We start from the raw sequence: 23,142 nt of genomic DNA, 5'->3' as shown, positions 1-23,142 counted from the left end.
GGGACGCCTTCGCCGCACCGGGCGAAGGCGTCCCGCACCGCACCTCAGTCGATGTCGTAGAGGCGGCGCCAGTTCTCCCGGCTGGTGAGCTGGGGGACGGCGGCGCGGTACTCCTCGCGCAGGCGGGGCATCTCGGCGATCACCCGGCGGACGGCCTTGGCGGCCTGCTTGGCGAGCCGGATGGTCAGCTCCCGGTCGCGGCGGCGGACGCGGACGCCCTCCTGCGAGCCGTCGGTGACCACGGCGGTGTCGAACTGGGAGACGTGCCACCAGGTGGCGTCCTTCTTCGACACCGCGCCGATCGGGTGCACGCTGCGGTCCATCGCCAGGTAGGCGAGCCGCTTGAGCAGGGTCAGCCGGTTGTTGCTCGGCTTCGGGCCCGCCTGGACCTGCTTGATCGTGCCGGTCCGGATCCCCGGCACGTCGGACGCCTTGTGCATGATCGTGTCCGGGTAGTCGGCACGCAGCGCGAAGACCTCCTTGGCCGCGCTGGCCCCGCCGTCAGCGAGGAACTCCGGGCCGGCGAGGAAGTCCTCGGCCGCCTTGATCAGCGTGGCGGCCAGGCCGTACTGCATGGACAGCAGGTAGCGGGAGATCCGGGAGGTCAGCACCCTGGCGATCTGCTTCGGGTCGATCTCGGCGTGCAGCGCGCTGACGATCATGCCGTTGCGGACCGCGAAGTACTCGTTCCACTTGTCGAGGTCCTTCCAGTCGAAGTCGGCGTGCCACAGGCCGGCTCCGGGAAGGGTGACGGTCGGGAAGCCCTTGGCCCGCGCGCGGTAGCCGTACTCCACGTCGTCCCACTGGAAGAACAGCGGCATCGGCAGCCCGATCGCGGCGACCACCTCGGCCGGGATCAGACAGGACCACCAGGCGTTGTAGTCGGCGTCGACCCGCTTGTCGCCGCGGTTGACGTGGCCGGTGGGCGTGCCGGTGGCGTCCACCTCCTCGACGGTCAGGTCGACGTCGTCCAGCGCGTTGCGGACCACCTTGCCCGGCACGAGCTGGGCGAAGTCGGCGTACTCCGCCCCGGCCAGCAGCCGGGTCGGGTGCAGCAGCCGCAGCATCTGCCCGCCGACGATGGTCGGCGACGGGGTGCGGTTGGCGAACGCGGTGAGCCGGACGGCGATCTCCGGCTCGCAGAGCACGTCGTCGTCCATGAACAGCAGGTTGGCGTGCTCGGCCTGGCCGGGGCGGGTGACCTCGTACATGCCCCGGCCGAAGCCGCCCGCGCCGCCGAGGTTGGGCTGGCGCAGGTACCGCAGCCGCCCGCCGAGGCCCTGCTGGATCTCCGGGAAGGCCGGGCGGGACTCGACGGTGTCCGAGCCCTGGTCGGTCACGTAGACGGCGTCCAGGACCTCCAGGGCCTCCTGGTCGGCGGCCAGCGACTGGAGCGTCTTGGTGCAGTCGTCGGCCCGGTTGAACGTGCAGATGACCACGGCGGTCGGGCGCAGCCGCTTCGGCGGGGCGACCGTCCAGCGCAGCCGCTCGACGGTCAGCTCCGCGTCGTCGGTGGTGAACCTGACCCACAGGAAGCCGCCGTCGACGAACTTGTCCAGCGCGGCGGTCAGGGTGACCTGGTCGCCCTGGCCGGACAGGTCGTGCACGGCGATGGTGCGCAGCTCGCCGTCGATGTCGGAGGCGATCAGCGCGACCTGCCCGGTGCCGGAGGCGGTGACCTCGACGTCCACCTGGTCCACCACGGTCCAGCGCTGCCAGTAGCTGGCCGGGAAGCGGCCGAAGTAGGTGTCCATCGTGACCTCGGAGCCCGGGTGCACGACCAGCCGCTGCCGGTCGCGCACCGCGCCGCCCCGGACGACCCGCGCGTACAGGTCGTCCGGGCACACCGGGTCGGGCCCGCGGAACAGGCCCCGCTGGGCCACCAGGCGGCCGCTGGGGACGTGCTCGGTGAGCCGTTCGTCCGGGTCGGCCGCCGACTCGGCGGTGTCCGCGTCGCTCGTGGTCGGGGTGCTGCCGAGCATTCGAGTTCAGTCCTCCAGGGGCGGCGCCCAGCTCTGGGCCATCGACGTCTGCCGCCCGAGAGTACCCGCGAGCGGACGTGTGATCACCGTTAGGTCACGACACGGCGTAGGAGCTCCAACCGCTGGCTCCGACCGTGGTAGCCGACCCCGGGACGGCGACCTGTACCGGCGTGTCCACCACCGGTGATCCGCCGTTGACCTGGTGGAAGTTGTTCATCCCCCAGGCCACCACGCTGCCGTCCGAGCGCAGGGCCAGCGCGTGCTGGGCCCCGGCCGCGAGGTCGGTGACCCCGGTCAGGCCAGGCACCGGGGCGGGCGAGGTCCGGACGCAGTTCGGCACTCCGGGATCGGTGCAGTTCTCGCCCGTGGTGCCGTCGCCGAGCTGGCCGTCGGCGTTGAAGCCCCAGGACAGCACGGTGCCGTCGGTGGTGCGGGCGTAGGTCGCCGACTGGCTTCCGTGCGCGATCTCGGCAACCCCGCTCAGGCCGTCGATCCGGGTCGGCGAGAGCACCAGGCAGTTCGGCGCGAAGATGTCGTCCTGGCAGGCCGGCCCGCCCACGGTGCCGAGGCCGAGCTGGCCGACGTCGTTGAAGCCCCACGCCCAGACGCTGCCATCGTCCTTGACCGCGAACGTGCCGGACCGGGTGGCGGCGATCGAGGTGACGTCGGTCAGGCCGGGCACCTGGATCGGAGTGAGCGTGCGGCAGCCGGGACCGGCGGGGAGCTGGTCGCAGCCGGTGCCGTACTCGCCGTTGCCGAACGAGCCGCCGTTGGTGCCCCAGACCCACACGGTGCCGTCGGCGAGCAGCGCGTAGCCGGTGTCGTAGCCGCCGGCGACCTGGACGACGTCGCCGGACAGGCCCTGCACCCGCACCGGGGAGCGCCGTTCGGTCATGGTGCCGTCGCCGAGGGCGCCGTTGAAGTTGTCGCCCCAGGCCCACGCGTTGCCCTGGCTGTCGACCGCGTAGGCGGCGAACAGGCCGGCCGCGATGTCGGTGACGCCGGACAGGTTGTTCACCCGCACCGGCACGGTCGACAGGCCGTACGGCTCGCCGGTGCCGAGGCCGGCGAGGTCGTCGAGGCCCCAGGAGTAGACGGCGCCGTCGTCGCGCAGCGCGTACGCGTTGAGTTCGCCACCGGTGACCTCGGTGATCCCGGACAGGCCGTCGATCCGGCCCGGCTCGCCGGACGTGCCGCCGGTGGTGCCGACGCCGAGCAGGGCGAACTCGTTGTCGCCCCAGCTGTGCACGCAGTCGGTGGTGCAGGGCGGGGGCGCGGGCGCGAAGTAGCCGGCCACGTCGGTCAGGAAGTCGACCTCGCCCTGGTGGTTGTACACGTTGAAGCCGTCGTCCGCGCTGAGCGCCACGGTGACCAGGTTCGCCGAGGTCTGCCCGCGCACCAGGTTCAGGTTGGACGCGTTCGGCACGATGTTCCCTTCCGGGTAGGCGGTGAGGTACGTGTTCGCCGCGGTCACGTTGGTGCCGGTCAGGTTGAACACGACCGCGTTCGCCGAGGCCGGCAGCAGCGGGTCGAGCGGGATCTCCTGGTAGTAGCCGCCGGGCAGCGGAGTGGCGTCCCGGCGCGTGTCGAACATCCGCAGCGGGGTGAGCTGGTAGAAGGAGTCGCCTCGGTCGGTGGCGTAGTAGCCGGCGAGGTCGGCGAGCAGGTGCACGCTGCCGGAGTGGTTGTAGAGGCTCACCGTGCGGTTGCCGCCGAGCGCGACGGTCACCTGGTTCGGGGTGGTCGCGCCTCGGGTGAGGTTCAGTGCGGAGGCGTTGGGGCGCGACTGCCCGGTCGGCCAGGCGGTGACGTAGGTGTCGACGGTGGCGCCCACGCCGGTCAGGTTCAGGGTGACGGCGGTGGCGGACGCGGGCACCCGGCCGGACAGGTTGACCGTGCGGGTGCTCCGCGGGCCGAGCGCGCCGCCGGAGGAGCGGGTGTCGAGTACACGGGCCGGGTCGGTCGAGGTGAACCGGGAGCCGTCGCCCGGCGCGTAGTAGCCCGCGAGGTCGGCGAGCACGTGGGTGGTGCCGGCGTTGTTGAAGACCCGCAGGGCGGCGCCGTCGCCGAGGGCCGCGGTCACCGCGTTCGGCCGGGTCTCCCCGATGCTCACGTTGAGGTTGGAGGCGTTGGGGCGGCTCTGGCCGGCGGGCCAGACGGTGAGGTACGTGTTGCGGGTCGGGGACACGCCGGTCACGTTCAGCACGACCGCGGTGGCGTCCGCCGGGACCCGCGAGGACAGGTCGAGGGTGAGCGTGCCGCCGGCGCCCAGCGGGGCGCTTGGCGCGCCGATGCCGTTGCGGGTGTCGAGCACGCGGACCTGGGTCACCGGCGTGTAGACCGAGCCGGCCGAGCTGGCGGCTGCCCGGACATCGGCGGCGGCGGTCCTGGCCGCCGGTGCGGTCTCCTTGCCCCGCTCCCGCGCCATGGTCCGCTGCGCGTCGGTCTTGGACACCCGTGGCCGCTCCGGCATGGCGGGCTGGGCTTCGGCCTGGGGCTGGGGCGCCGGCTCGGCCGTCGCGGTGGAGCTGAGGGTGAGCGCGGCGGCAGCGGCGGTGAGCAGTACGACCGATCTGCGGAGCGGCACGGGTCGGTGTCCTTTCGCTATTTGGTTTTCTACCGAGTGGCGACGAGCGCGCCGGCGGCGGAGATGTCGGTGACGCCGGTGAGGTGGACCCGCACCGGCACGGTCGAGTCGGCGTCGGAGCCGTTGCCCAACGCGCCGTCGGTGCCCTGGCCCCAGGCCCAGGCGGACCCGTCGGCGGTGCGGGCGTAGCCGGTGTGGAGGCCGGCGGCGACGTCGGTGACGTCGGCCAGGCCGGGCACCCGCGTGGGAACGTTCGTGCCGGGGCCGTCGCCCCAGGTCCAGGCCGTGCCGTCGTCGGTGACGGCGTACGCGGTGGAGCCGGTGGTGAACGGGCTGCCGGCGACGTCGGTGACCTCGGTCAGGCCCGACACCCGCACCGGGATCCGCGACAGGCACCCGTTGCCGCCGCGAGGGTCGCACCTGGTGCCGTCGCCCAGCTCACCCGCGCGGTTCGAGCCCCACGACCACAGGGTGCCGTCGCCGCGCACGGCGTAGCCGCCGTAGCCGCCGCCGGCGATCGCGGTGATCCCGGTCAGCCCGGACACCCGCACGGGCGTCTGCGCGTACTCGGCCAGGGAGGCGTCGCCGAGGGCGCCGTTGGCGTTGCTGCCCCAGGCCCACACCGTGCCGTCCGAGCGCAGCGCGTACCCGCCGTGGTCGCCGGCCGCGATCGCGGTCACGCCGGTCAGCCCGGACACCCGCACCGGCGTGTCCGAGCCGGCCGTGCCGTTCCCGAGGCCGCCCTCGTGGTTGACGCCCCACGCCCAGACCGTGCCGTCCGCGCGCAGCGCGAGCACGTGGTACACGCCCGCGGCGATCGCGGTGACGTCGGTCAGCCCCGGCACCGGCGCGGGCACCGCCGACCAGCCGATCGCGCGCCAGTCCCCACCGAGCTGACCGAACACGTTCTGGCCCCACGCCCACACGGTGCCGTCCTCGCGCAGCGCGTACCGGTTGGCTCCGCCGCCGGCGAGCGCGAGCACCCCGGACAGCCCGACGACCGGCGCCGGCGTGGCCGACGACGGCACCCGCTCCCCGGTACCGAGCGCCCAGGCCTCGTTGCCGCCCCAGGTGTGGGCGCAGCGGTACGGGCACGCCGCGCCGGGGGTGACGAACACACCCGCGAGGTCGCCGATCAGGTGCGTGCTGCCCTGGTGGTTGTAGGCGGAGATCCCCGCCATCGTGGACAGGGTGACCGCGGCGAGGTTGGCGGCGGTCTCGCCGCGCCCCAGGTTGAGCGTGGACACCGCGTCGTCCGCCCGGCCGTCCGGCGACCACACCGACACGTACGTCACGCGGGACGCCTCGACGCCGGTGACGTTGAGCAGCGCGGCCGTCGCGTCGGCCGGGACGTGGGTGCCGGGGAGGACCGGGATCCGGCTGTTGGGCGCGATCGCCCCGGCGGCGGTGGTGCCGGTGCCGGCGCGGGTGTCGAGCACCCGGACCGGGTTCACCGGCACGAACGTGGCGCCGTACTCGGGGGTGTAGAAGCCGACGAGGTCCACCAGCGCGTCGACCCGGCCGACGTGGTTGAACAGGCTGATCGTGCGGTCGGTGCCGAGCGCGACGGTGACCAGGTTGGGCCGGATGCTGCCGACCGGGAGGTTCAGGTTCGAGGCGTCCGGCCTGGCCCGGCCGGTCGGCCAGGCGGTGACGTAGGTGATCGCGGTCGACCCGACACCGGTGAGGTTCAGCGTGACCGCGGTGGCCGACGCCGGCACGTGCCCGCTCAGGTCGACGACCTGGGTGGCGCCGTGGCCGAGCGCGGGGATGTCGTCGGCCTGCCGCGTGTCCAGCACCCGGGTGGGTGACAGCGGCGTGTACTTCGCGCCGGAGCCGGGCGCGTAGTAGCCGGCGAGGTCGGCGAGCAGGTGGACGCGGCCGTTGTGGTTGTACAGGCTCACGGCGCGGTCGGCGCCGAGCGCGACCGTGGTGAGCACCGGGCGGGTGTCGCCGGCGGCCAGGTTCAGGTTGGACGCGTTCGGCCGGGTGGTGCCCGAGGGGAAGGCGGTCACGTGCGTGGCCGCGGTCGCCCCGGTTCCGGTCACGTTCAGCACGACCGCGGTGGCGCCGGCCGGCACCCGCGACGTCAGTCCGAGGGTGATCGTGCCGCGCGGGCCGACCGGGGTCCCCGTGCCGGTGCGGGTGTCGAGCACGCGGACCGGTGTCACGGGCGTGAACGACGACCCGGTCTCGGCGGCCACCGGTGCCGGTTCCGGCACGTCCGCCCGCTGCCCGGCCGAGGCGAATCCGCCCACCAGCGCCAGTACTGCGAGCACCACGATGCTCCTGCGCACGTTCCTCCTACGAGGGCGCCGTCTCGACGTGTCGAACCCCCCGCATCGACATCGCCTGAACGGGTGACGGTGTTTCACCCGACCCCGGGGTGACCTGCCGACCCTCGCTATGGTTCGCCTGTGGTCCTCTCGTTGGGTGACGTCGGCCTGATCCTGTTGTACGTGGCGGTCCTGTGGGTTCCGGGCACTCTGCTCGGGACGCTCGCGGGCATCCGCGGCTGGACGCTCGCGGCCGCAGCGCCGTTGCTCACGTACACGGTCGCCGGCCTCGCCGGACCGTGGGCGAACGCGCTCGGCATCTCGTGGTCGGTGTGGACGTTCCTCGGCGCGCTGGCGCTGTTCGCCGTGGTGATCGCCGGCGTGCGGCTGGCACGCGGCCGAGGACTGCCGTTCACCGCCGGCTCGGTGTGGCCGTGGCGGGCCCAGCTCGGGGTGGCGGCCTGCGTGGCCGCCGCGCTCGTCGTGTCGATCGCCGCCGTCGCGGGCGGCATGGGCGGCCTGTCCACGATCCCCCAGGACTGGGACGCCGCCTGGCACGCCAACAACATCCGGTGGACCGCCGACACCGGCGAGTCCGGTTTGTACTCGGCGAGCCAGCTCAACTGGTTCGAGTCGGACACCGGCGTCTTCTACCCGAACGCGTACCACCTGATCGCCACGCTGGTCTACACGATGTCCGGCGCGTCGATCGTGGCCGTGCTGAACGCGCACACCGTGCTGATCCCCGCGCTCATCGCGCTGGTGATGGTCGCCGTCGTGCGCCGGTTCGGCGGCCGGGCGGTCCTCGCCGGCACCACCGCGCTGGTGATCGTCGGCATCACCAGCGTCTACGACATGCTCTGGCGCGGCCCGCTGTTGCCGTTCGCCACCGGTGTCGCGTTCACCCCGCTGCTGGTGGTGCTCATCCTGGACCTGCTCGACGTGCGCGCGCGGCACGGCTGGCGGCAGGCGCTGCTGCCCGGATTCGTGGTGGCGTTCGCCGGTGCCGGCATCATCACGGTGCATTCCTCGGCGACGTTCAACGTCCCGCTGTTCACCCTCTGCGCGCTCGCCGTGCGCTGGTGGCGCGCGCCGCGGGCGATCGGCCGGGACGTGGTCACCCTGGTGCCGTTCGCGGTGGTGGCCGCCGCGCTGGCGGTACTGCAGCTGATGGCGGCCCTCGGCAGCAGCGCGGACGTGGAGGGGGTGGACTGGAAGGCGACGCACACGATCGGCCAGGCGGTCGGCAACCTGCTGATCTTCCAGCACCACATCCCGTTCCCCGAGTGGTGGTTCGCCGCCGCGCTGGCCGTGGGACTCGCGTTCTTCCGCCGGCTCGGCGACCTGCGTTGGGTCGGCATCACGGCGGCCGGGTTCGGCATGCTGTTCGTGGTCGCGGCCGCCTACGACCAGTCGTGGGCGGACGACCTCACCCGGCCGTGGTGGAACGACCGCTGGCGGCTGATCGCCCTCGCCGCGATCCCGCTCGCGGTGATCGTCGCGCACGGCGTCGCGGAGACCCAGCGGGTCGTCGGCGGCTGGATCTCGGCGGCCGCGTCCCGGGTGCGGGTCGCCGGCCGGCCGGCCGTGGCCGGGTTGACCTCGGCCGTGCTGGTGCTCGGCGCGTTCGCCGTGCTGACCGGCGGGTTCTACGTCGACCGCAACCAGACCAGGATGACGCTCAACGCCACCCCGGGCAAGGCGGTGTCCGCGGCCGAGGTCGAGGGCTACCGGGAGCTCGCGAAGCTCGTCGGACCGGACGAGCGGGTGCTCAACGACCGCGGTGACGGCTCGGTGTGGATGTACGCGGTGGCCGGCGTGCATCCCGTCGCCGGTCACTACGACGCGACGCTGACCGGCCCGGACGCGAGGCTGCTGGCGCGGAAGTTCGACGAGTACGACACCAACCCCGAGGTACGCGCGGCCGTCGAGCGGCTGGACGTCCGGTGGGTGGCGATCGGGCAGGGCTTCCTGCGGAGGTGGGCGGAGCGGCAGCCGGGCCTGCGGGACCTGGACCGGGTGGACGCGCTGACCCGGGTCTACGAGAACGAGGACTTCGTCATCTACCGCCTGCGCCCGGACACCGGCGAGACGTCGAACGCCGCGGCCGACGGCTGACCGCTACCGATCGGCGGGCGTGCGCTCCGGGGGCTTCGGGGGCTTCGTGGCCAGGGCACCGCGGAGCATCGCCCCGGCGTGCCCCCAGCGGCGTGCGGCCAGCAGACCGGGCAGCTTCACCACCGCGTGCATCCGGGAGGTCCAGTGCAGGCGGGCGGCACGCGCGGCGCGGGACCAGCCGGCCGCGGCCATCATCTCGGCCGCCTCGGCGAAGTAGGCGCGCTCCTCGTCGAAGCGTGAGCCGGTGTCCGCCTGCGCCGAGGAGAGGCTGGCCGCGTGCCGGCGGTACTCGATGCCCGGCTCGGCGAACAGCACGACCTGCCCGCCCTCGACCAGGATGCGCAGGTAGACGTCGAGGTCGAGGACGATGTCGTAGCCCTCGCGGAACCCGTGCCGGCGCAGCGCGTCACCCCGGAACGCCACGCTGGGGAAGTACATCCAGTTGCCGCCGAGCAGTGACGCGGCCAGTTCCTCGCCACCGATCAGGCGCCAGCCGCGCTCGCGGTCCTCGGCGCTCAGGCCCGGCATGGTCAGCTTCTTCACCCGGTCGACGAGCGGGCTGACCGGCTCGCCGTCGTCCCCGATCACGCGGGCGCCGGTGTGGATGAACGCCGCGTCCGGGCAGCGGGCCGCGACGTCACGGACCCGGCCGACGAAGTCCGGCAGCAGGCGGTCGTCCGAGCCGAGCAGGACGACCAGGTCGGCGCTCGACTCGTCGGTGCAGCGCTGGAAGTTGCGGTTGATCCCGAGCCTGGTCGGGTTCGCGAGGTAGCGGATCCGGTCGTCCCCGAGGCCGGCGATCCAGTCGCCGAGCTCGCCCCCGACGCCGCCCCCGACACCGTCGTCGATGACCGTCAGCCGCCAGTGCGGATCCCGCTGGTCGAGGACGCTGCGCACGGTCTCCCGGACGAGTTCGCCGTCGCCGAACGCGGGAACCATGATGTCGATATCGGGTTGGCTGTCCGCACCGCTGGTCACGTCCGGAAACGGTACCCAACCGGGGGAACGGCCGGGCACACCACCGTCCGGGCCCGGCCGACCGCGCTTGGTAGCCTGGCCGTCGTCCCGGGCCTGCGACGTGCTGCGCTGCCGTGCGGCCGGGACCCATCCCGGAAGGCCGCCATGACCGAAGCAACCGATCCCGGCGCGGCCGCGGCCGAACCAGCGGCGCGCGGGCGCCGGGCGGTCGTCGTCAAGTGGCTGCGGCGGGTGCTCGTCCTCGCCGTCCTCGCCGGGGCGATCTACCAGCTCGTCGTGCAGTGGCCCGACGTGCAGGACACGCTGACCTCGCTGCCGTGGACGTCGGTGGCGCTGTCGTTCGCGTCGGTGTTCGCCGCCATCGGTCTCGGCCCGGTCATCTGGCACGCGGTGCTGCGCGACGCCGGCGGCCAGGTCGCCATCCGCGACGCGTCGATGATCTATCTGGTCGGCCAGCTCGGGAAGTACGTCCCGGGCTCGGTGTGGGCGTTCCTCGTGCAGATGGAGCTCGCCAAGGCGGTCGGCGTCACCCGGGTGCGCGCGTTCACCGCCTCGATCGTGACCGCCGGGCTCGGGGTGGTCGCCTCGCTGCTCACCGGGGCGCTGGCGCTGCCGTCGATCCTGGCCGGACACCAGGAGTACCTGTGGCTGTTCGTGCTGCTGCCGGCCGGCCTCGTGCTGCTGCACCCGAAGCCGCTGACCTGGATCGTCTCCCGTGGTCTGCGCACGTTGCGCCGGCCGCCGCTGGAGCGGCCGCTGACCGCGCCGGCGATCCTGCTCGCCCTCGGGCTCAGTGCGGGCACCTACGTGCTGCTGGGGCTGCACCTGTGGCTGCTCAGCACCGCGATCGGCCCGATCGGGTTCGACGGGCTCCTGCTCTGCATCGGCGCGATGAGCCTCGCGATGACCGCCGGTCTGCTCGCGTTCTTCCTGCCGTCCGGCATCGGCGCCCGCGAGGTCGTGATCGTCGCCGTGCTGGCCACCGTGCTGCCGTCGGGACCGGCGTTCACGCTCGCGGTCGTGTCCCGGCTGATGTTCACCATCGTCGACCTCGCTTCGGCGGGCGGTGCCGCGCTGTACGTCCGCATGCGCCGCACGGAGACCGCCCCGGTAACCTGAGCCATCGAATTCGGTGCCGCCGCCCTGAACGGAAACCCATGGAAAACAAGCACGATTCCTGTGAGCTCTCCATCGTCATGCCGTGCCTGAACGAGGCGGAGACCCTGGCGACCTGTATCGAAAAGGCGCAGGGCTACCTCGACCGGTCGGGCGTCGTCGGCGAAGTGGTGATCGCCGACAACGGGAGCACGGACGGTTCGCAGGAAATCGCCAGGAAGCTCGGTGCGCGGGTCGTCAACGTGACGGCCAAGGGCTACGGCAGCGCACTGATGGGTGGAATCCGGGCGGCGCGCGGCACCTACGTGATCATGGGCGACGCGGACGACAGCTACGACTTCGCCAATCTCGACCCGTTCGTGGCGGAGCTGCGCAAGGGCGCGGAACTGGTGATGGGCAACCGGTTCAAGGGCGGGATCGAGCCGGACGCCATGCCGCCGCTGCACAAGTACCTCGGCAATCCGGTGCTCTCCGCGGTGGGCAAGCTGTTCTTCAAGGCACCGGTCGGCGATTTCCACTGCGGGCTGCGTGGTTTCCGCCGCGAGGCGATCATGCGAATCGGCCTGCACACCACCGGCATGGAGTTCGCCAGCGAGGTGGTCGTCAAGTCCTGCATGTCGGGCCTGCGGATCTCCGAGGTGCCGACGACGTTGAAGAAGGACGGCCGCAGCCGCCCGCCGCACCTGCGCAGCTGGCGGGACGGGTGGCGGCACCTGCGCTTCCTGCTCATCTACAGCCCGCGCTGGCTGTTCCTCTACCCCGGCCTGGCCGCGTTCGGTCTCGGCCTGCTCGCGTCCCTGGCGCTGCTGATCGGCCCGATCACCGTCGGCTCGGTCGGCTTCGACATCGGCACCATGATCTACGCCGCCGGGTTCGCGATCCTCGGGTACCAGGCGGTGCTTTTCTCGGTGATGACCAAGCTGTTCGGCGCCCGCGAGGGGCTGCTGCCGATGAGCCAACGGTATCGCCACTTCGTCCAACGGCTGACCGTGGAACGCGGCCTCATCCTGGGGATCGTCATCTTCCTCGCCGGTGTCCTGGTCACGGTGGCGCAGGTGATCCGGTGGGGCGGCGCCGACTTCGGTGCGATGGACGGCGGGCAGACCGTGCGTACCGCGATCCCCGCGGTGCTCGGGCTGGTACTCGGCTTCCAAACGATCATGTTCAGCATGTTCACCGGCGTGCTCGGGATCCCGACCGCCGAGCAGCCGAAGGCCGAGGAACCGGTTCGCGCCAAGGCCGACGAGCTGGTCAAGTAGGCGTCGGCCCCGGCAGGTCCAACAGCTCCGCGACCTCGGCGAACTCCGCCTCGGCGTCCCCGTCCCCGACCAGGTGGTCGAGGTTGCCGGAGCGGAGCAGGGTGGCGAACCCGTGCGCGATCGACCAGGCGGCGAGTACCCGCCGGTCGGCGTCGCGGCCGTCGCCGGGGATCGCGGCGCGGAGCAGGTCGCTGGTGCGGGCCTTGGCGGCGACCAGCTCGGGGTCGTCGCGGTGGTACAGGTCCGGGCGGAACATGATCTCGAAGTGCGAGGCGTGCTCGGTGGCGAACCGCACGTAGGTCGCCCCGAGCCGGCGCAGGTCGAGTTCCTCGGCGAGCGCGTCGGCGAGCAGCCGCTGGCCCTGGACGGCGATCGCGGTGAACAGGCCGGCCTTGTCGCCGAAGTGGTGTGCGGGCGCGGCGTGTGAGACCCCGGCCGCGCGGGCGAGGTCACGCAGGCTGACCGCGTTCGGACCGCGCTCGGCGATCAGCCCGAGCGCGGTGTCCAGCAGCACGCGCCGCAGATCGCCGTGGTGGTAGGTCACCGCCCCAGCCTATCTAGTCAGTGGCTAAATCGGCGTCGCGCCGCTATCTTGTCACTGACAAGAAGGGGTGGGGACATGGAACTTGACCTGGTACGCCGCATGTGGCAGCTGCTCGAGCCGATCCACGCGACGCTGTACTACGCGCCCGAGGCGTTCGAGCAGGCCGCCGAGCTGGGCCACGCGGTGGAGCCGAGGTGGGCGAGCTACTTCGCGTGGCGGGCCGCGCCGCTCGGGCTGGCCGGGCCGGAGCTGGTGACGGCCACCTTCCACAGCTTCGCGCCCCAGCGGGTGCGCGAGCACGTGCCGGCGGTGTGGCGGGTCGCCTCGCCGGACAAGGTGCTCACCGCCCGCGGGTCGGCCGTCGACCGCGCACTGCGGACCGTGCTCGGCGATCGCGTGCACGACCCGGACGTCGCGGAGGCCGCGACCCTGGCCCGCCGCCTGACCGAGGCGGCGAACACCGCGGGGCGTCCGCTGGCCGCCGCGAACGCCGACCTTGGCTGGCCGGACGAGCCGCACCTGGTGCTGTGGCAGGCGACCACGATCCTGCGCGAACACCGCGGCGACGGGCACGTGGCGGCGCTGCTGGCCGCCGGCCTGGATCCCGTGGAGTCGCTGGTGTCGTTCGCCGCCGTCGGCGCGGCGCCGGTGGAGGTGTTCGCCAGCCGCGGCTGGCCGGACGAGGCCTGGGCCGCGGCACGTGACCGGCTGGCCGCCCGAGGCTGGGTGAACGGGGACGGCACCGCCACCGAGGCGGGCCACGCCGGCCGCGAGTCGGTGGAACACCTCACCGACGAACTGGCCGCCGGTCCCTACCGCGCGGTGGGCACGGAGTCGGTCGCCCGGCTGGCCCGGCTGGCCGGACCCGTGACGATGGCGGTGGTCGGTACCGGAATGCTGCCGCGGCGGAGCACCCTCGGGATCGGGCGGCAGTAGCCTCACTGCTCGTGCGACACGTAGCGGTGGTGGGTGGCGGGATCCTGGGACTGGCGGTGGCTCGCGAGCTGACCGCCCGGGGCGACCGGGTGACGGTGCTGGAGAAGGAGCCGGAGTGGGCCGCGCACCAGACCGGCCACAACTCGAACGTGGTGCACGCCGGGCTGTACTACGAGCCGGGGTCGTTCAAGGCCAGGATGTCGGTGGCGGGGAACCGGTCGATCGTGGCGTACGCCCGCGAGCGCGGCGTTCCGGTCGAGGTCTGCGGCAAGCTCGTGGTCGCGACGAGCGCGGAGGAGGTGCCGCGCCTGCACGCCCTGGCCGCCCGCGCCGAGGCCAACGGCGTGCCGGCCAAGCTCGTCGAACCGGCCGAAGCGCACGCCTACGAACCCGAGGTGGCCTGCGTGGCCGCCCTCCGCGTCGAGTCGACCGCGATCATCGACTTCCCCGCGGTCTGCCGGGCCATGGTCGGCGACCTGGAGACGGCCGGCGCCACCCTCCGCCTGGGCACCCCGGCCCTGGCGATCCGCCGGGGCGCCCGGGGCGGCGTGGAGCTGGCCACCGGCACCGACGTGGTCCGCGCGGACGCGCTGGTGAACTGCGCGGGCCTGCACAGTGACCGGGTGGCGCGGCTGGCCGGGGTGTCACCGCGCGCCCGGATCGTCCCGTTCCGCGGCGAGTACTTCACGCTCCGGGAGTCGGCGTCGCACCTGGTACGCGGTCTGGTCTACCCCGTGCCGGATCCGACGCTCCCGTTCCTCGGCGTGCACCTGACCCGGATGCTCGACGGCTCGGTGCACGCCGGGCCGAACGCGGTGCTGGCGCTGCGCCGCGAGGGTTACCGGTGGCGGGACGTGTCGTGGCGGGACGTGGCGGAGGTCGCGCGGTTCCCCGGCCTGTGGCGCCTGGCGCGCAGGTACCCGCGTACCGCCGTCGACGAGGTGGTGCGGTCGGTGTCCCGCCGCCGCTTCGCCGCGAGCCTGGCCCGCCTGGTCCCCGCGGTCACCCGCGCCGACCTGGTGCGGTCGGCGGCGGGTGTCCGCGCCCAGGCCCTCCTTCCGGACGGCACCCTCGTGCACGACTTCCTCATCGAGACGGCGGAGAACCAGGTGCACGTGCTGAACGCCCCGTCCCCCGCCGCGACCAGCGCGTTGGAGATCGCCAGGTACGTCGCCGACCAGGTCGGCTAGCCCGTTTTCCCGTCCGCAGGCGCGAGTGCCACCGCCCCGCCGATCAGCGCCGCACCTGCGAACCCGGCCGCCGTCAGCGTCTCGCCGTGAAAGGCGACCGCGAGCAACGTGGCGGTCAACGGTTCCAACATGGTCGCCAACGCCGCCGCGGTCGCCGTCGCATGCCGCAGCCCGAGGACATAAGCCCCATAAGCGACAGCGGTCGGCACGACCCCGAGGTAGCCGGTCAGAACCAGCACCTCGGCGGTGACCGGCAGCCCCATCCCGTACCCCAGCGCGAACGGCGTCAGCATCACCCCGCCGACCAGCAGCCCGACCGACGTGATCGCGGCCTGCCCGGCGATCGGACGCGCGGTGACGAGCGTGAGCGTCGCGAAACCGGCACCAGCCAAAAGCGCCGCACCCACGCCGCTCACGGTTTGCCAGCCGTCGCCGTTCGCCACCGGTGACCCGGACAGCAACGCGAGCCCCACCAGCGACGTGCCGATGGCGGTCAGGGTGCGCGGCGCAGGCAGCCGACGCTCCCGCCACGCGGTGCCCGCCGCGACGAAGACGGGCACGCACCCGATGGTGACCAAGGTCGCCAAGCTGACCGACACCCGTTCCACGGCGATCTGGTAGGCGGCTTGGAACTCGGCGAGCAGGAGACCGGTGACCAGGAGCCGGCGCCGGGCGCGCGGCCCGCGCAGGTGCCGGACCTGCCCGAGCGCGACGGTCACCGCGGTGGCGAGCAGACCGCCGACCAGCAACCGGTAGGTGGCGACCGGAACGGGATCGAGCCGACCGGCGTCCTGGAGGAGGTCACCGGCGAGGCCGCCGGTACCCCAGAGGACACCGGCGAGGGCGAGCAGGAGGGTGGACGTGCGTGCGTGATCGATCGGTAGTGCGAGCAAGGGAACGCTCCCAGCGTCAGAAGAGTGCGATGTCTTCGTCTGCGGGGCGTTCAGCCGAGCAGCGTCAAGCAGGCGTGGCTGGTGGCCACGCCGTCAGCGACGCCCCGCTCAGCCGCGGGGTGGTGGGGTTACCGGAAACAACCGATGCACCGGGGCAGGGTACGAGCGCGTGGCCTCGGAAGGCGAGCCATTTGAGACCCATGTCCCTGCCTGCGCGGTGGGCCACAGGCACGGCCAGCGCATGGGCACGGTGGGCCGCAGGCACGGCCAGGGCATGGGCGCGGGCACAGACGCGGCCGGCGAGCACCGGACTTGGGCGCGGCGCGAACTCAGGGCGTGAGTACGTCGCGTCCGAGGAAGGGCCGCAGGGCGGCCGGCACCTTGACCGAGCCGTCGGCCTGCTGGTGGTTCTCCAGGAGGGCGACGAGCCAGCGGGTGGTCGCCAGCGTGCCGTTGAGCGTGGCGGCGGTGCGCGGGCGGTTGTCCTCGTCGCGGTAGCGCACGGACAGGCGCCTGGCCTGGAACGTGGTGCAGTTCGACGTCGACGTGAGCTCGCGGTAGCGGCCCTGGCTCGGCACCCACGCCTCGCAGTCGAACTTGCGGGACGCGCTGGTGCCGAGGTCGCCACCGGCCACGTCGATGACGCGGTACGGCACCTCGATCTTCGCGAGCATCTCCTCCTCCCAGGCGAGCAGTCGCGCGTGCTCGGCCTCGGCGTCCTGCGGACGGCAGTAGACGAACATCTCGACCTTGTCGAACTGGTGCACGCGGATGATTCCGCGCGTGTCCTTGCCGTACGAGCCCGCCTCACGCCGGAAGCACGAGGACCAGCCCGCGTACCGGAGCGGTCCGGCTGACAGGTCGAGGATCTCGTCGGCGTGGTAGCCGGCCAGCGGCACCTCCGACGTCCCGACCAGGTACAGGTCGTCCTCGGCGAGCCGGTAGACCTCGCCGGCGTGCGCGCCGAGGAACCCGGTGCCGGCCATGATCTCCGGCCGGACCAGCACCGGCGGGATCATCAGGGTGAACCCGCTCGCCGTGGCCTGCGCGGCGGCCAAGTTGAGCAGCGCGAGCTGCAACTGGGCGCCGACGCCGGTCAGGAAGTAGAACCGGGCGCCGGACACCTTCGCACCACGCTCGATGTCCAGGGCACCGAGCCGCACGCCCAGGTCGAGATGGTCGGCCGGTTCGAAGTCGAAGGTCTGTGGCGTACCCACCTCCTTGAGCACCACGTAGTCGTCCTCGCCGCCCGCGGGCACCGCGGGATGGACGAGGTTGGGCACAAGCGTGTGCCGCTCGGTCAGGTCGGTCTCCGCCTCGGCCTGTTCGGCCTCGGCGGCACGCACGTCGGCCGCGAGTTCCTTGCCCTGCGCGAGCAGCCGGTCGCGCTCCTCGCCCCGGGCCTTGCCGACCTGCCTGCCCAGCTGCTTCTGCTCCGCGCGGAGGCTGTCAGCCCTGGCCACCGCGGCTCTGCGCCGCTCGTCGGCCGCCCGCAGTTCGTCGACCAACCGTTCGTCCTCACCACGACGGCGCTGGGACGCGCGCACCGCCTCCGGGTCCTCACGAAGTGTTTTCAGGTCGATCATCGCCGGAGCGTATCCGCCGGCAGGATCCTTCAGCGCTGGCACTGTGGTTCCACCCACGGATGCGCGGCTTTCCCGGTGTCACGTACCCGCAGGACGGCCGTGTGCCCAAGGAGTCGCGGGCGGGCCGGCTCGCCGGGTGTACCACCACAAGATGCCGAGATACTGCGCAACCGCGGCGAGGATGCAATGGTCAGCCCAGGCAGCTTTGCCTCAGCACCTTGCGCAGTAGGTGCTCACGCCGGCCCGGAGACGGCTTCGGTTCGATTGCGACGGCTTCGGTTCAACTGCACGAGTCGTACCCGCAACGTCCAGCGCTTCCTGTGCGGTCGTGCCAGAGAATCGCGTCACTGGAGCGGACCACCGTCCGCGCGGTTCTGTGGTGGTGGTCGGCCCGCTGGCGGAACAGCCCGCACCCTCAGGCGCACCGTCGACGTACAGCCTCACACGCACCACCGCGTGCACCGTCACGGCACCGTCGACGTTGAGCTGGTGTGCGCGCCGCCAGCGCGCCCTTCAGCGCGCACCCTCAACGCGCACCCTTCAGGGCACCGTTGACGTACAGCCTGGCGCGCACCCTTCAGGGCACCGTCGACGTACAGGTTGGCGCGCACCCGTCAGTGTGCATGGCCGCGACCCTTTGGGGCGGCGACTGGGTGCCGCTCGCCCATCTCACACACGTGTCACTGGGTATGGATGTACTGCCACCTCCGTCCGTCTGGTCTTCGTCCGAATCGACTTTGTTCATGTGCGCCGCGACTCGCCCACTCAACACCTGGCGGCGATACTTTCCCCACCACGCCGCGGGCGACCCGATGTCGTACACGGCGCCGGTGAACCCGCTAACCTTCGCGTTCAGAGCCACATCCGCGTTGAACGCGAGGTATACGTATATCGAGAGGAGGTGGCGAGGGCGTGACCGATGCGAGCTGCCGACCGACCATGACTGCTGTGACCGCGACGCGACCCGCAGCTGACGCAGCGTGTCCCCTCGCCGAGATCTGATGGGCGCTCGGGGGAGCACCATGCGTACCCGCCTGGTCATGGCCGGCGCGTTCATCGGAGCGCTGGCCGTGCTCAGTGGGAGCATGCTGTTCTCCTGGCCGGTGTCGGTCGAGGGCACGGTCGACCCCGCGGCGCAGGAAGCGGCCGAGGCGTTCGACTCGCCGAGCGGCACGTGCCTGGACTGGCCGCACGACAAGCCGCAGAACATGCGTCGGGTGTCGTGCGAGCAACCGCACACGTTCGAGGTCACCAACAACGTCGAGATCGGCGGTAAGTACGGGCCGAACTCTCCGCCGCCCGCCGAGCAGGAGTGGCAGAAGATCGTCACCGAGAGGTGCACGGCGGAAGCTGCCGAGTACCTGGGTGGCACTCTGGATCCGTTCGGCAAGTACACCGCCGGCGCGTTGAAGCCGAGCGCCGAGCAGTGGCGCAACGGCGACCGGCGCCTGCGCTGCGGCCTCCAGCGAGTCACCCCGTCGGGTGAACGCCTCCTGCCGACTACTGGCGCTGCCGCCGAGCAGGACCAGTCCAACGTGCACGAGCCCGGAACCTGCTTCGCCCTGGTCGACGGCGGGGTTGGCGACCCCGTCCCCTGCGAAGAGTTCCATGCGTACGAGGTGGTGGCCGTGGTCGACCTGAGCAAGACATTCGATCCCAAGACGTACCCGAGCGAGGCCGCGCAGCGCGAGAAGCTGGTCGACCTGTGCCCGCCGGAGACCAACAAGTACACCGGCAACGCGGACCTGAATGCGCTTGAGTTGTCGCTCTACTCGGACACGTTGAAGAAGGAGAGCTGGCTGGCCGGCTCGTACCGGGTGAACTGCAAGGTCGGCGCCCGCGAGCCGAACGGTCAACTGCGCCCGATCCAGGGCAGCGTGGAGGCCGCGCCGTTGCCTCCGTCGACGGCGTCCAGCGCGCCGCCACCGTCGAAGCCCGGCGGGTGACGCGTTGCCCGTCGAGATGTCCCGTCGGCGGTTCGAAGAACTCGTCGGCGACGCGCTTGACCTGGTCCCGAAAGAGTTCGCCGCCGCGATGGACAACGTGGTCGTGCTGGTGGAGGACCGGGATCCCGAGCAGCCTTCGTTGCTCGGGCTCTATCACGGGATCGCGCTGACGGAACGGACGTCGACCTACGGCGGGGTGCTTCCGGACCGCATCACCATCTATCGCGAGGCGATCCTCGACATCTGTGAGACCGAGGACGACGTGGTGGAGGAGGTCGCGATCACGGTCGTGCACGAGATCGCGCACCACTTCGGCATCGACGACGCGCGGTTGCATGAGCTGGGCTGGGGCTGAGGCGTTCATACTGCAACCTTGACACTGTCATCCAAAACTGTCAAGATGGGTGCATGACCGAAGAGCTGTGGACCCTCGAGCAGCTCCCGGACCGTGTCGCGGAACTGCTGTCGGACAACTACGACGGCCAGACCAACGGCCGGGTGCGGGAGCTGCCCAGCGGCCGAACCATCCGGTGGTACACCACCATCGGGCTGGTGGACCGGCCGGTCGACACGCGTGGCCGTACAGCCCTGTACGGCCACCGCCACCTGCTGCAACTCGCTGCGGTGAAGCGACTGCAGGCGGAGGGGCACACGCTGGCGGAGATCCAGGAGCGACTCCTCGGCGCCACCAACGACCAACTGGCAGACCTCGCCCAGGTACCGCGCATGGACGTCGCCTGGTCAGCGCGTCCGGTCCGCGCCGAGGGGTTCTGGCGTGCGGCCGCCCACACGGACGGTGCGAACACAACCGACAGTATTACTGCAAAGATCACTGACAGTGAGGCGAACACTGTCGCATCACCGATCCACGGCCTCCGCCTGGGTGACAGTGTCACTGTCGTGTTGAACGCCGCAACCCGGTCGCCGGACGCCGCCGAGCTCGCCGCCATCGAGGCGGCCGCCGCACCACTGCTCGACCTGCTGGACCGTATGGGTCTTGCGCCATCACCCGGAAAGGAACGCCGATGAACACGCGCGTCGACCTCATGGACCTGGCCGAGGTGCCGGCTCGTCCCGCCGAGGACGACGGTGTCGGCTGCCTTCGAACCGACGAGGGCAACCTGCCGCTCGACACGATCGACGTTCGAGCCGCGATCACCGGGTTGGCCTCGAGCATCGAACTCACCCAGGGCTTCCACAACCCGCACGACAGGCCGTTGGAAGCCACCTACATCTTTCCCCTGCCGCCGCGGGCCGCGGTCACCGCGCTGCGCATGGAGGCGGACGGGCACACGGTCGACGGGCTGCTGAAGGAACGGGAACAGGCCAGAGCCGACTACGACGAGGCCGTCACCGAGGGCAAGCGCGCCTCGATCGCCGAGGAGGAGCGGCCCGGCGTGTTCACCATGCGGGTCGGCAACATCATGCCGGGCGAGCGGGTCGCCGTGCACCTCACGCTCGCCGGCTCACTGTCCTACGAGGACGACGCCGCTACGTTCCGGTTCCCGCTCGTTGTCGCGCCGCGGTTCATCCCCGGCGAGCCGATCGGCGGCGGTCAGGTTGGTGACGGCGTGGCACCGGACACCGACGCCGTTCCGGACGCCTCCCGGATCAGTCCGCCGATCCTGCTGCCGGGCTTCCCGAACCCGGTGCGGCTGTCCGTCGCGGTCGATGTCGATCCGGCCGGCCTGCCGCTGGCCGGTGTCGCAACGAGCCTGCACGCCACGGCCACGACGGACGACAGTCCGACGGGCCTGCGAGTACGACTCGATCCGGGTGAGCGCGCCGACCGGGACTTCCTGCTACGCCTGCGCTTCGCGGACTCGTCCGCGATCCGCACCTCCTTGGTCGTGCGGCCGGACGACCCGGACGACGAGAGCGCGGGTGGCACGTTCGCGGTGACCGTTCTGCCGCCGGCGAGGTCGACCGCGGCACGCCACCGTGACGTCGTGCTCGTCCTCGACCGCTCGGGTTCGATGGGTGGTTGGAAGATGGTCGCCGCACGACGAGCCGCGGCGCGCATCGTCGACACGCTCGGCACCGACGACCGGTTCGCGGCCTTGGCGTTCGACAACACCGTCACCACACCACCGTCGCTGCCCGAGGCGCTGGTGGACGCGAACGACCACAACAGGTTTCGCGCGGTCGAGTTCCTGTCCGGTGTGGACGCCAGGGGCGGCACCCAGATGCTCGAGCCACTGACGAGGGCCGGCGCCATGCTCGCCGACTCCGCTGCCGATCGCGACCGGGTCCTCGTACTGGTCACCGACGGGCAGGTGGGCAACGAGGACCAGCTACTGCGCGACCTGTCCCCCGCGCTCACGAACGTTCGGGTGCACACGGTCGGCATCGACCGGGCCGTCAACGAGGCGTTCCTGCAACGGTTGGCGGGTTCGAAGGGCCGCTACGAACTGGTCGAGTCCGAGGACCGCCTGGACGAGGTGATGACCCAGATACATCGCCGCATCACCGCTCCCGTCGTCACCGACCTTCGGCTCGCTCCGGACGGCCTGGTGATCGACACCGAATCCGTCGCCCCCGCCCCCCTGCCCGATCTGTTCGAGGGTGCTCCCGCTGTGATCACCGGCCGCTACACCGGTGCACCGGCCGGCTCGATCACGGTCTCCGGTAGCGACTGGCGCGCCACGGTCGCCGCAGGTCGAAGCGATAATCCGGGTCTGGCCGCGCTGTGGGCGCGGGCGCGGCTCCGCGACCTGGAGGACCGCTATGTCGTCGGCGGCGACGACCACGCGGCATTGGAGAAGCGCATCGTCGACACCTCGCTGCGGTTCGGGGTGTTGTCCCGCTTCACCGCGTTCGTCGCGGTCGATCAGCGAGTGGTGAACGAAGGCGGAGAGGTTCACCGCGTGACCCAACCTGTCGACCTCCCCAGCGGTTGGGAACCACCCGGGGCGGTCTTCGGAGGGACGCAGCCGATGGCAGCTCGAGCGATGCCGTTCGCCGCCAGCCGGATGGCCGTCGAGTCGGCGGGCGGCACCTTCCGGGCATCCGCCCCGGGTACCGGATTCGGCAAGGTAAACCAGCCGAAACGCAGGCGCACGCCACAAGCACCCCCGCCGCCAGCGTCCCCCTCTGTTCGGGAGTTCGCGTTGCCTTCGATCGAGGAACCACAGTTCCCGATCACATCGCCGCCCGAGCCGAAACCCCCGGCCCTGGCCGTCTTCGCCGAAGCCGAACTCAGGAAGCTGATGGACGCGGACGACAAGGACGTCTGGACGCGTCTCACGATCCTCGGAGAACTCGCCGAACGGATCAAACCCCTCCTCGACCACTGGCGGCGCACGGGCGAGCGAGAGACCGCGTGCCACTCCATGACCGTTCTGGCGAAAGACATTTCCGAACCGACCGACAACCCGAACATGGCCGACTCCCTCTGGTACATGGCCCTCGCAACGCTGTACACGGTGTCCAGGCCAAAGCCACCGCCCCGCAGCACCTTCTGGAAGAAGACCTGACACGCCGGGCCGACCGGAGAGACCGGACCGTCGGGGTCGGGCAACCGGTGCCGTCGCGCGACGGCATCGCGCGGCGGTGCGTCGGGCGGCGGTGCGTCGGGCGGCGGAGCATCCGACGGCGGAGCATCCGACGGCGGGCCGTCGGGCGGCGGGCCGTCGGGCGGCGAGCCTTCGGGCGGCGGAGCATCCGGCGGCGGAGCATCCGACGGCGGGGCATCGGGCGTCGGGGCGTCGGGGCGTCGGACAGGCAGAGCT

The 23,142-nt window shown here is 71.9% G+C and carries 16 protein-coding genes; 9 read left to right on the top strand and 7 right to left on the bottom strand.

Annotated features, from left to right (window positions below):
• Positions 1-44 precede the first annotated feature (44 nt).
• From JT362_RS26755 to JT362_RS26745, 3 genes are all read right to left on the bottom strand, one after another.
• Complete coding sequence (locus JT362_RS26755) at positions 45-1,982, bottom strand: glycosyltransferase (RefSeq protein WP_260194541.1); 1,938 nt, start codon at positions 1,980-1,982, stop codon at positions 45-47.
• 94 nt (positions 1,983-2,076) lie between these two features.
• Positions 2,077-4,569, bottom strand: a complete 2,493-nt coding sequence (locus JT362_RS26750) for an RCC1 domain-containing protein (RefSeq protein ID WP_260194540.1) — start codon at positions 4,567-4,569, stop codon at positions 2,077-2,079.
• 29 nt (positions 4,570-4,598) lie between these two features.
• A complete protein-coding gene (locus tag JT362_RS26745; protein WP_260194539.1) occupies positions 4,599-6,866 on the bottom strand; it encodes an RCC1 domain-containing protein in 2,268 nt (755 codons plus the stop codon).
• A gap of 120 nt (positions 6,867-6,986) precedes the next feature.
• Between JT362_RS26745 and JT362_RS26740 the strand changes: the two genes are divergently transcribed.
• Positions 6,987-8,963: a DUF6541 family protein gene (locus tag JT362_RS26740; protein WP_260194538.1), complete on the top strand. Its 1,977-nt coding sequence runs from the start codon at positions 6,987-6,989 to the stop codon at positions 8,961-8,963.
• Between the two features lie 3 nt (positions 8,964-8,966).
• Here JT362_RS26740 and JT362_RS26735 read toward each other — a convergent pair whose 3' ends face one another.
• On the bottom strand, positions 8,967-9,941 hold the full coding sequence (locus tag JT362_RS26735) for a glycosyltransferase (protein ID WP_260194537.1): 975 nt from the start codon (positions 9,939-9,941) through the stop codon (positions 8,967-8,969).
• Between the two features lie 144 nt (positions 9,942-10,085).
• Here JT362_RS26735 and JT362_RS26730 point away from each other — a divergent pair, with 144 nt between their 5' ends.
• Both JT362_RS26730 and JT362_RS26725 read left to right on the top strand, forming a co-directional pair.
• On the top strand, positions 10,086-11,060 hold the full coding sequence (locus JT362_RS26730; protein WP_260194536.1) for a lysylphosphatidylglycerol synthase domain-containing protein: 975 nt from the start codon (positions 10,086-10,088) through the stop codon (positions 11,058-11,060).
• A 38-nt stretch (positions 11,061-11,098) separates the two neighbouring features.
• Complete coding sequence (locus JT362_RS26725; protein ID WP_260194535.1) at positions 11,099-12,316, top strand: glycosyltransferase family 2 protein; 1,218 nt, start codon at positions 11,099-11,101, stop codon at positions 12,314-12,316.
• Here the strand turns inward: JT362_RS26725 and JT362_RS26720 are convergent.
• Entirely contained in the window at positions 12,309-12,860 is a 552-nt protein-coding gene (locus tag JT362_RS26720) for a TetR/AcrR family transcriptional regulator (RefSeq protein WP_260194534.1), read from the bottom strand. The two genes, JT362_RS26725 and JT362_RS26720, sit on opposite strands and share 8 nt — an antisense overlap.
• Before the next feature lie 75 nt (positions 12,861-12,935).
• Between JT362_RS26720 and JT362_RS26715 the strand changes: the two genes are divergently transcribed.
• Positions 12,936-13,796 carry an SCO6745 family protein gene (locus JT362_RS26715; protein WP_260194533.1) on the top strand — a complete coding sequence of 287 codons (861 nt, stop codon included), beginning with the start codon at positions 12,936-12,938 and terminating at the stop codon, positions 13,794-13,796.
• 11 nt (positions 13,797-13,807) lie between these two features.
• Positions 13,808-14,986: an L-2-hydroxyglutarate dehydrogenase gene (gene lhgD / locus JT362_RS26710; protein WP_260194532.1), complete on the top strand. Its 1,179-nt coding sequence runs from the start codon at positions 13,808-13,810 to the stop codon at positions 14,984-14,986.
• On the opposite strand, the gene JT362_RS26705 is transcribed toward lhgD, so the two are convergent.
• Together JT362_RS26705 and serS are read right to left on the bottom strand one after the other, a co-directional pair.
• Positions 14,983-15,879, bottom strand: a complete 897-nt coding sequence (locus JT362_RS26705) for a DMT family transporter (protein ID WP_260194531.1) — start codon at positions 15,877-15,879, stop codon at positions 14,983-14,985. The genes lhgD and JT362_RS26705 overlap by 4 nt on opposite strands.
• Positions 15,880-16,208: 329 nt before the next feature.
• A complete protein-coding gene (serS, locus tag JT362_RS26700; RefSeq protein ID WP_260194530.1) occupies positions 16,209-17,465 on the bottom strand; it encodes a serine--tRNA ligase in 1,257 nt (418 codons plus the stop codon).
• A gap of 1,022 nt (positions 17,466-18,487) precedes the next feature.
• Here serS and JT362_RS26695 point away from each other — a divergent pair.
• From JT362_RS26695 to JT362_RS26680, 4 genes are read left to right on the top strand one after another with little or no spacing between them, the layout of a single operon-like run.
• On the top strand, positions 18,488-19,411 hold the full coding sequence (locus tag JT362_RS26695; RefSeq protein ID WP_260194529.1) for a septum formation family protein: 924 nt from the start codon (positions 18,488-18,490) through the stop codon (positions 19,409-19,411).
• Positions 19,412-19,415: 4 nt separating this feature from the next.
• Positions 19,416-19,766 (top strand): metallopeptidase family protein, encoded by a 351-nt coding sequence (locus tag JT362_RS26690; RefSeq protein ID WP_260194528.1) that lies wholly within the window; start codon positions 19,416-19,418, stop codon positions 19,764-19,766.
• 53 nt (positions 19,767-19,819) lie between these two features.
• Positions 19,820-20,440 (top strand): helix-turn-helix domain-containing protein, encoded by a 621-nt coding sequence (locus JT362_RS26685; protein WP_260194527.1) that lies wholly within the window; start codon positions 19,820-19,822, stop codon positions 20,438-20,440.
• Positions 20,437-22,887, top strand: coding sequence for a VIT domain-containing protein (locus tag JT362_RS26680; RefSeq protein WP_260194526.1), 2,451 nt, complete (start codon positions 20,437-20,439; stop codon positions 22,885-22,887). The genes JT362_RS26685 and JT362_RS26680 overlap by 4 nt, the downstream gene beginning before the upstream one ends.
• Positions 22,888-23,142: the final 255 nt, after the last annotated feature.

This window comes from Actinophytocola gossypii (assembly GCF_025165815.1).
Taxonomy (GTDB): domain Bacteria; phylum Actinomycetota; class Actinomycetes; order Mycobacteriales; family Pseudonocardiaceae; genus Actinophytocola; species Actinophytocola gossypii.
This window is presented reverse-complemented; position numbering and strand designations above follow the sequence as displayed.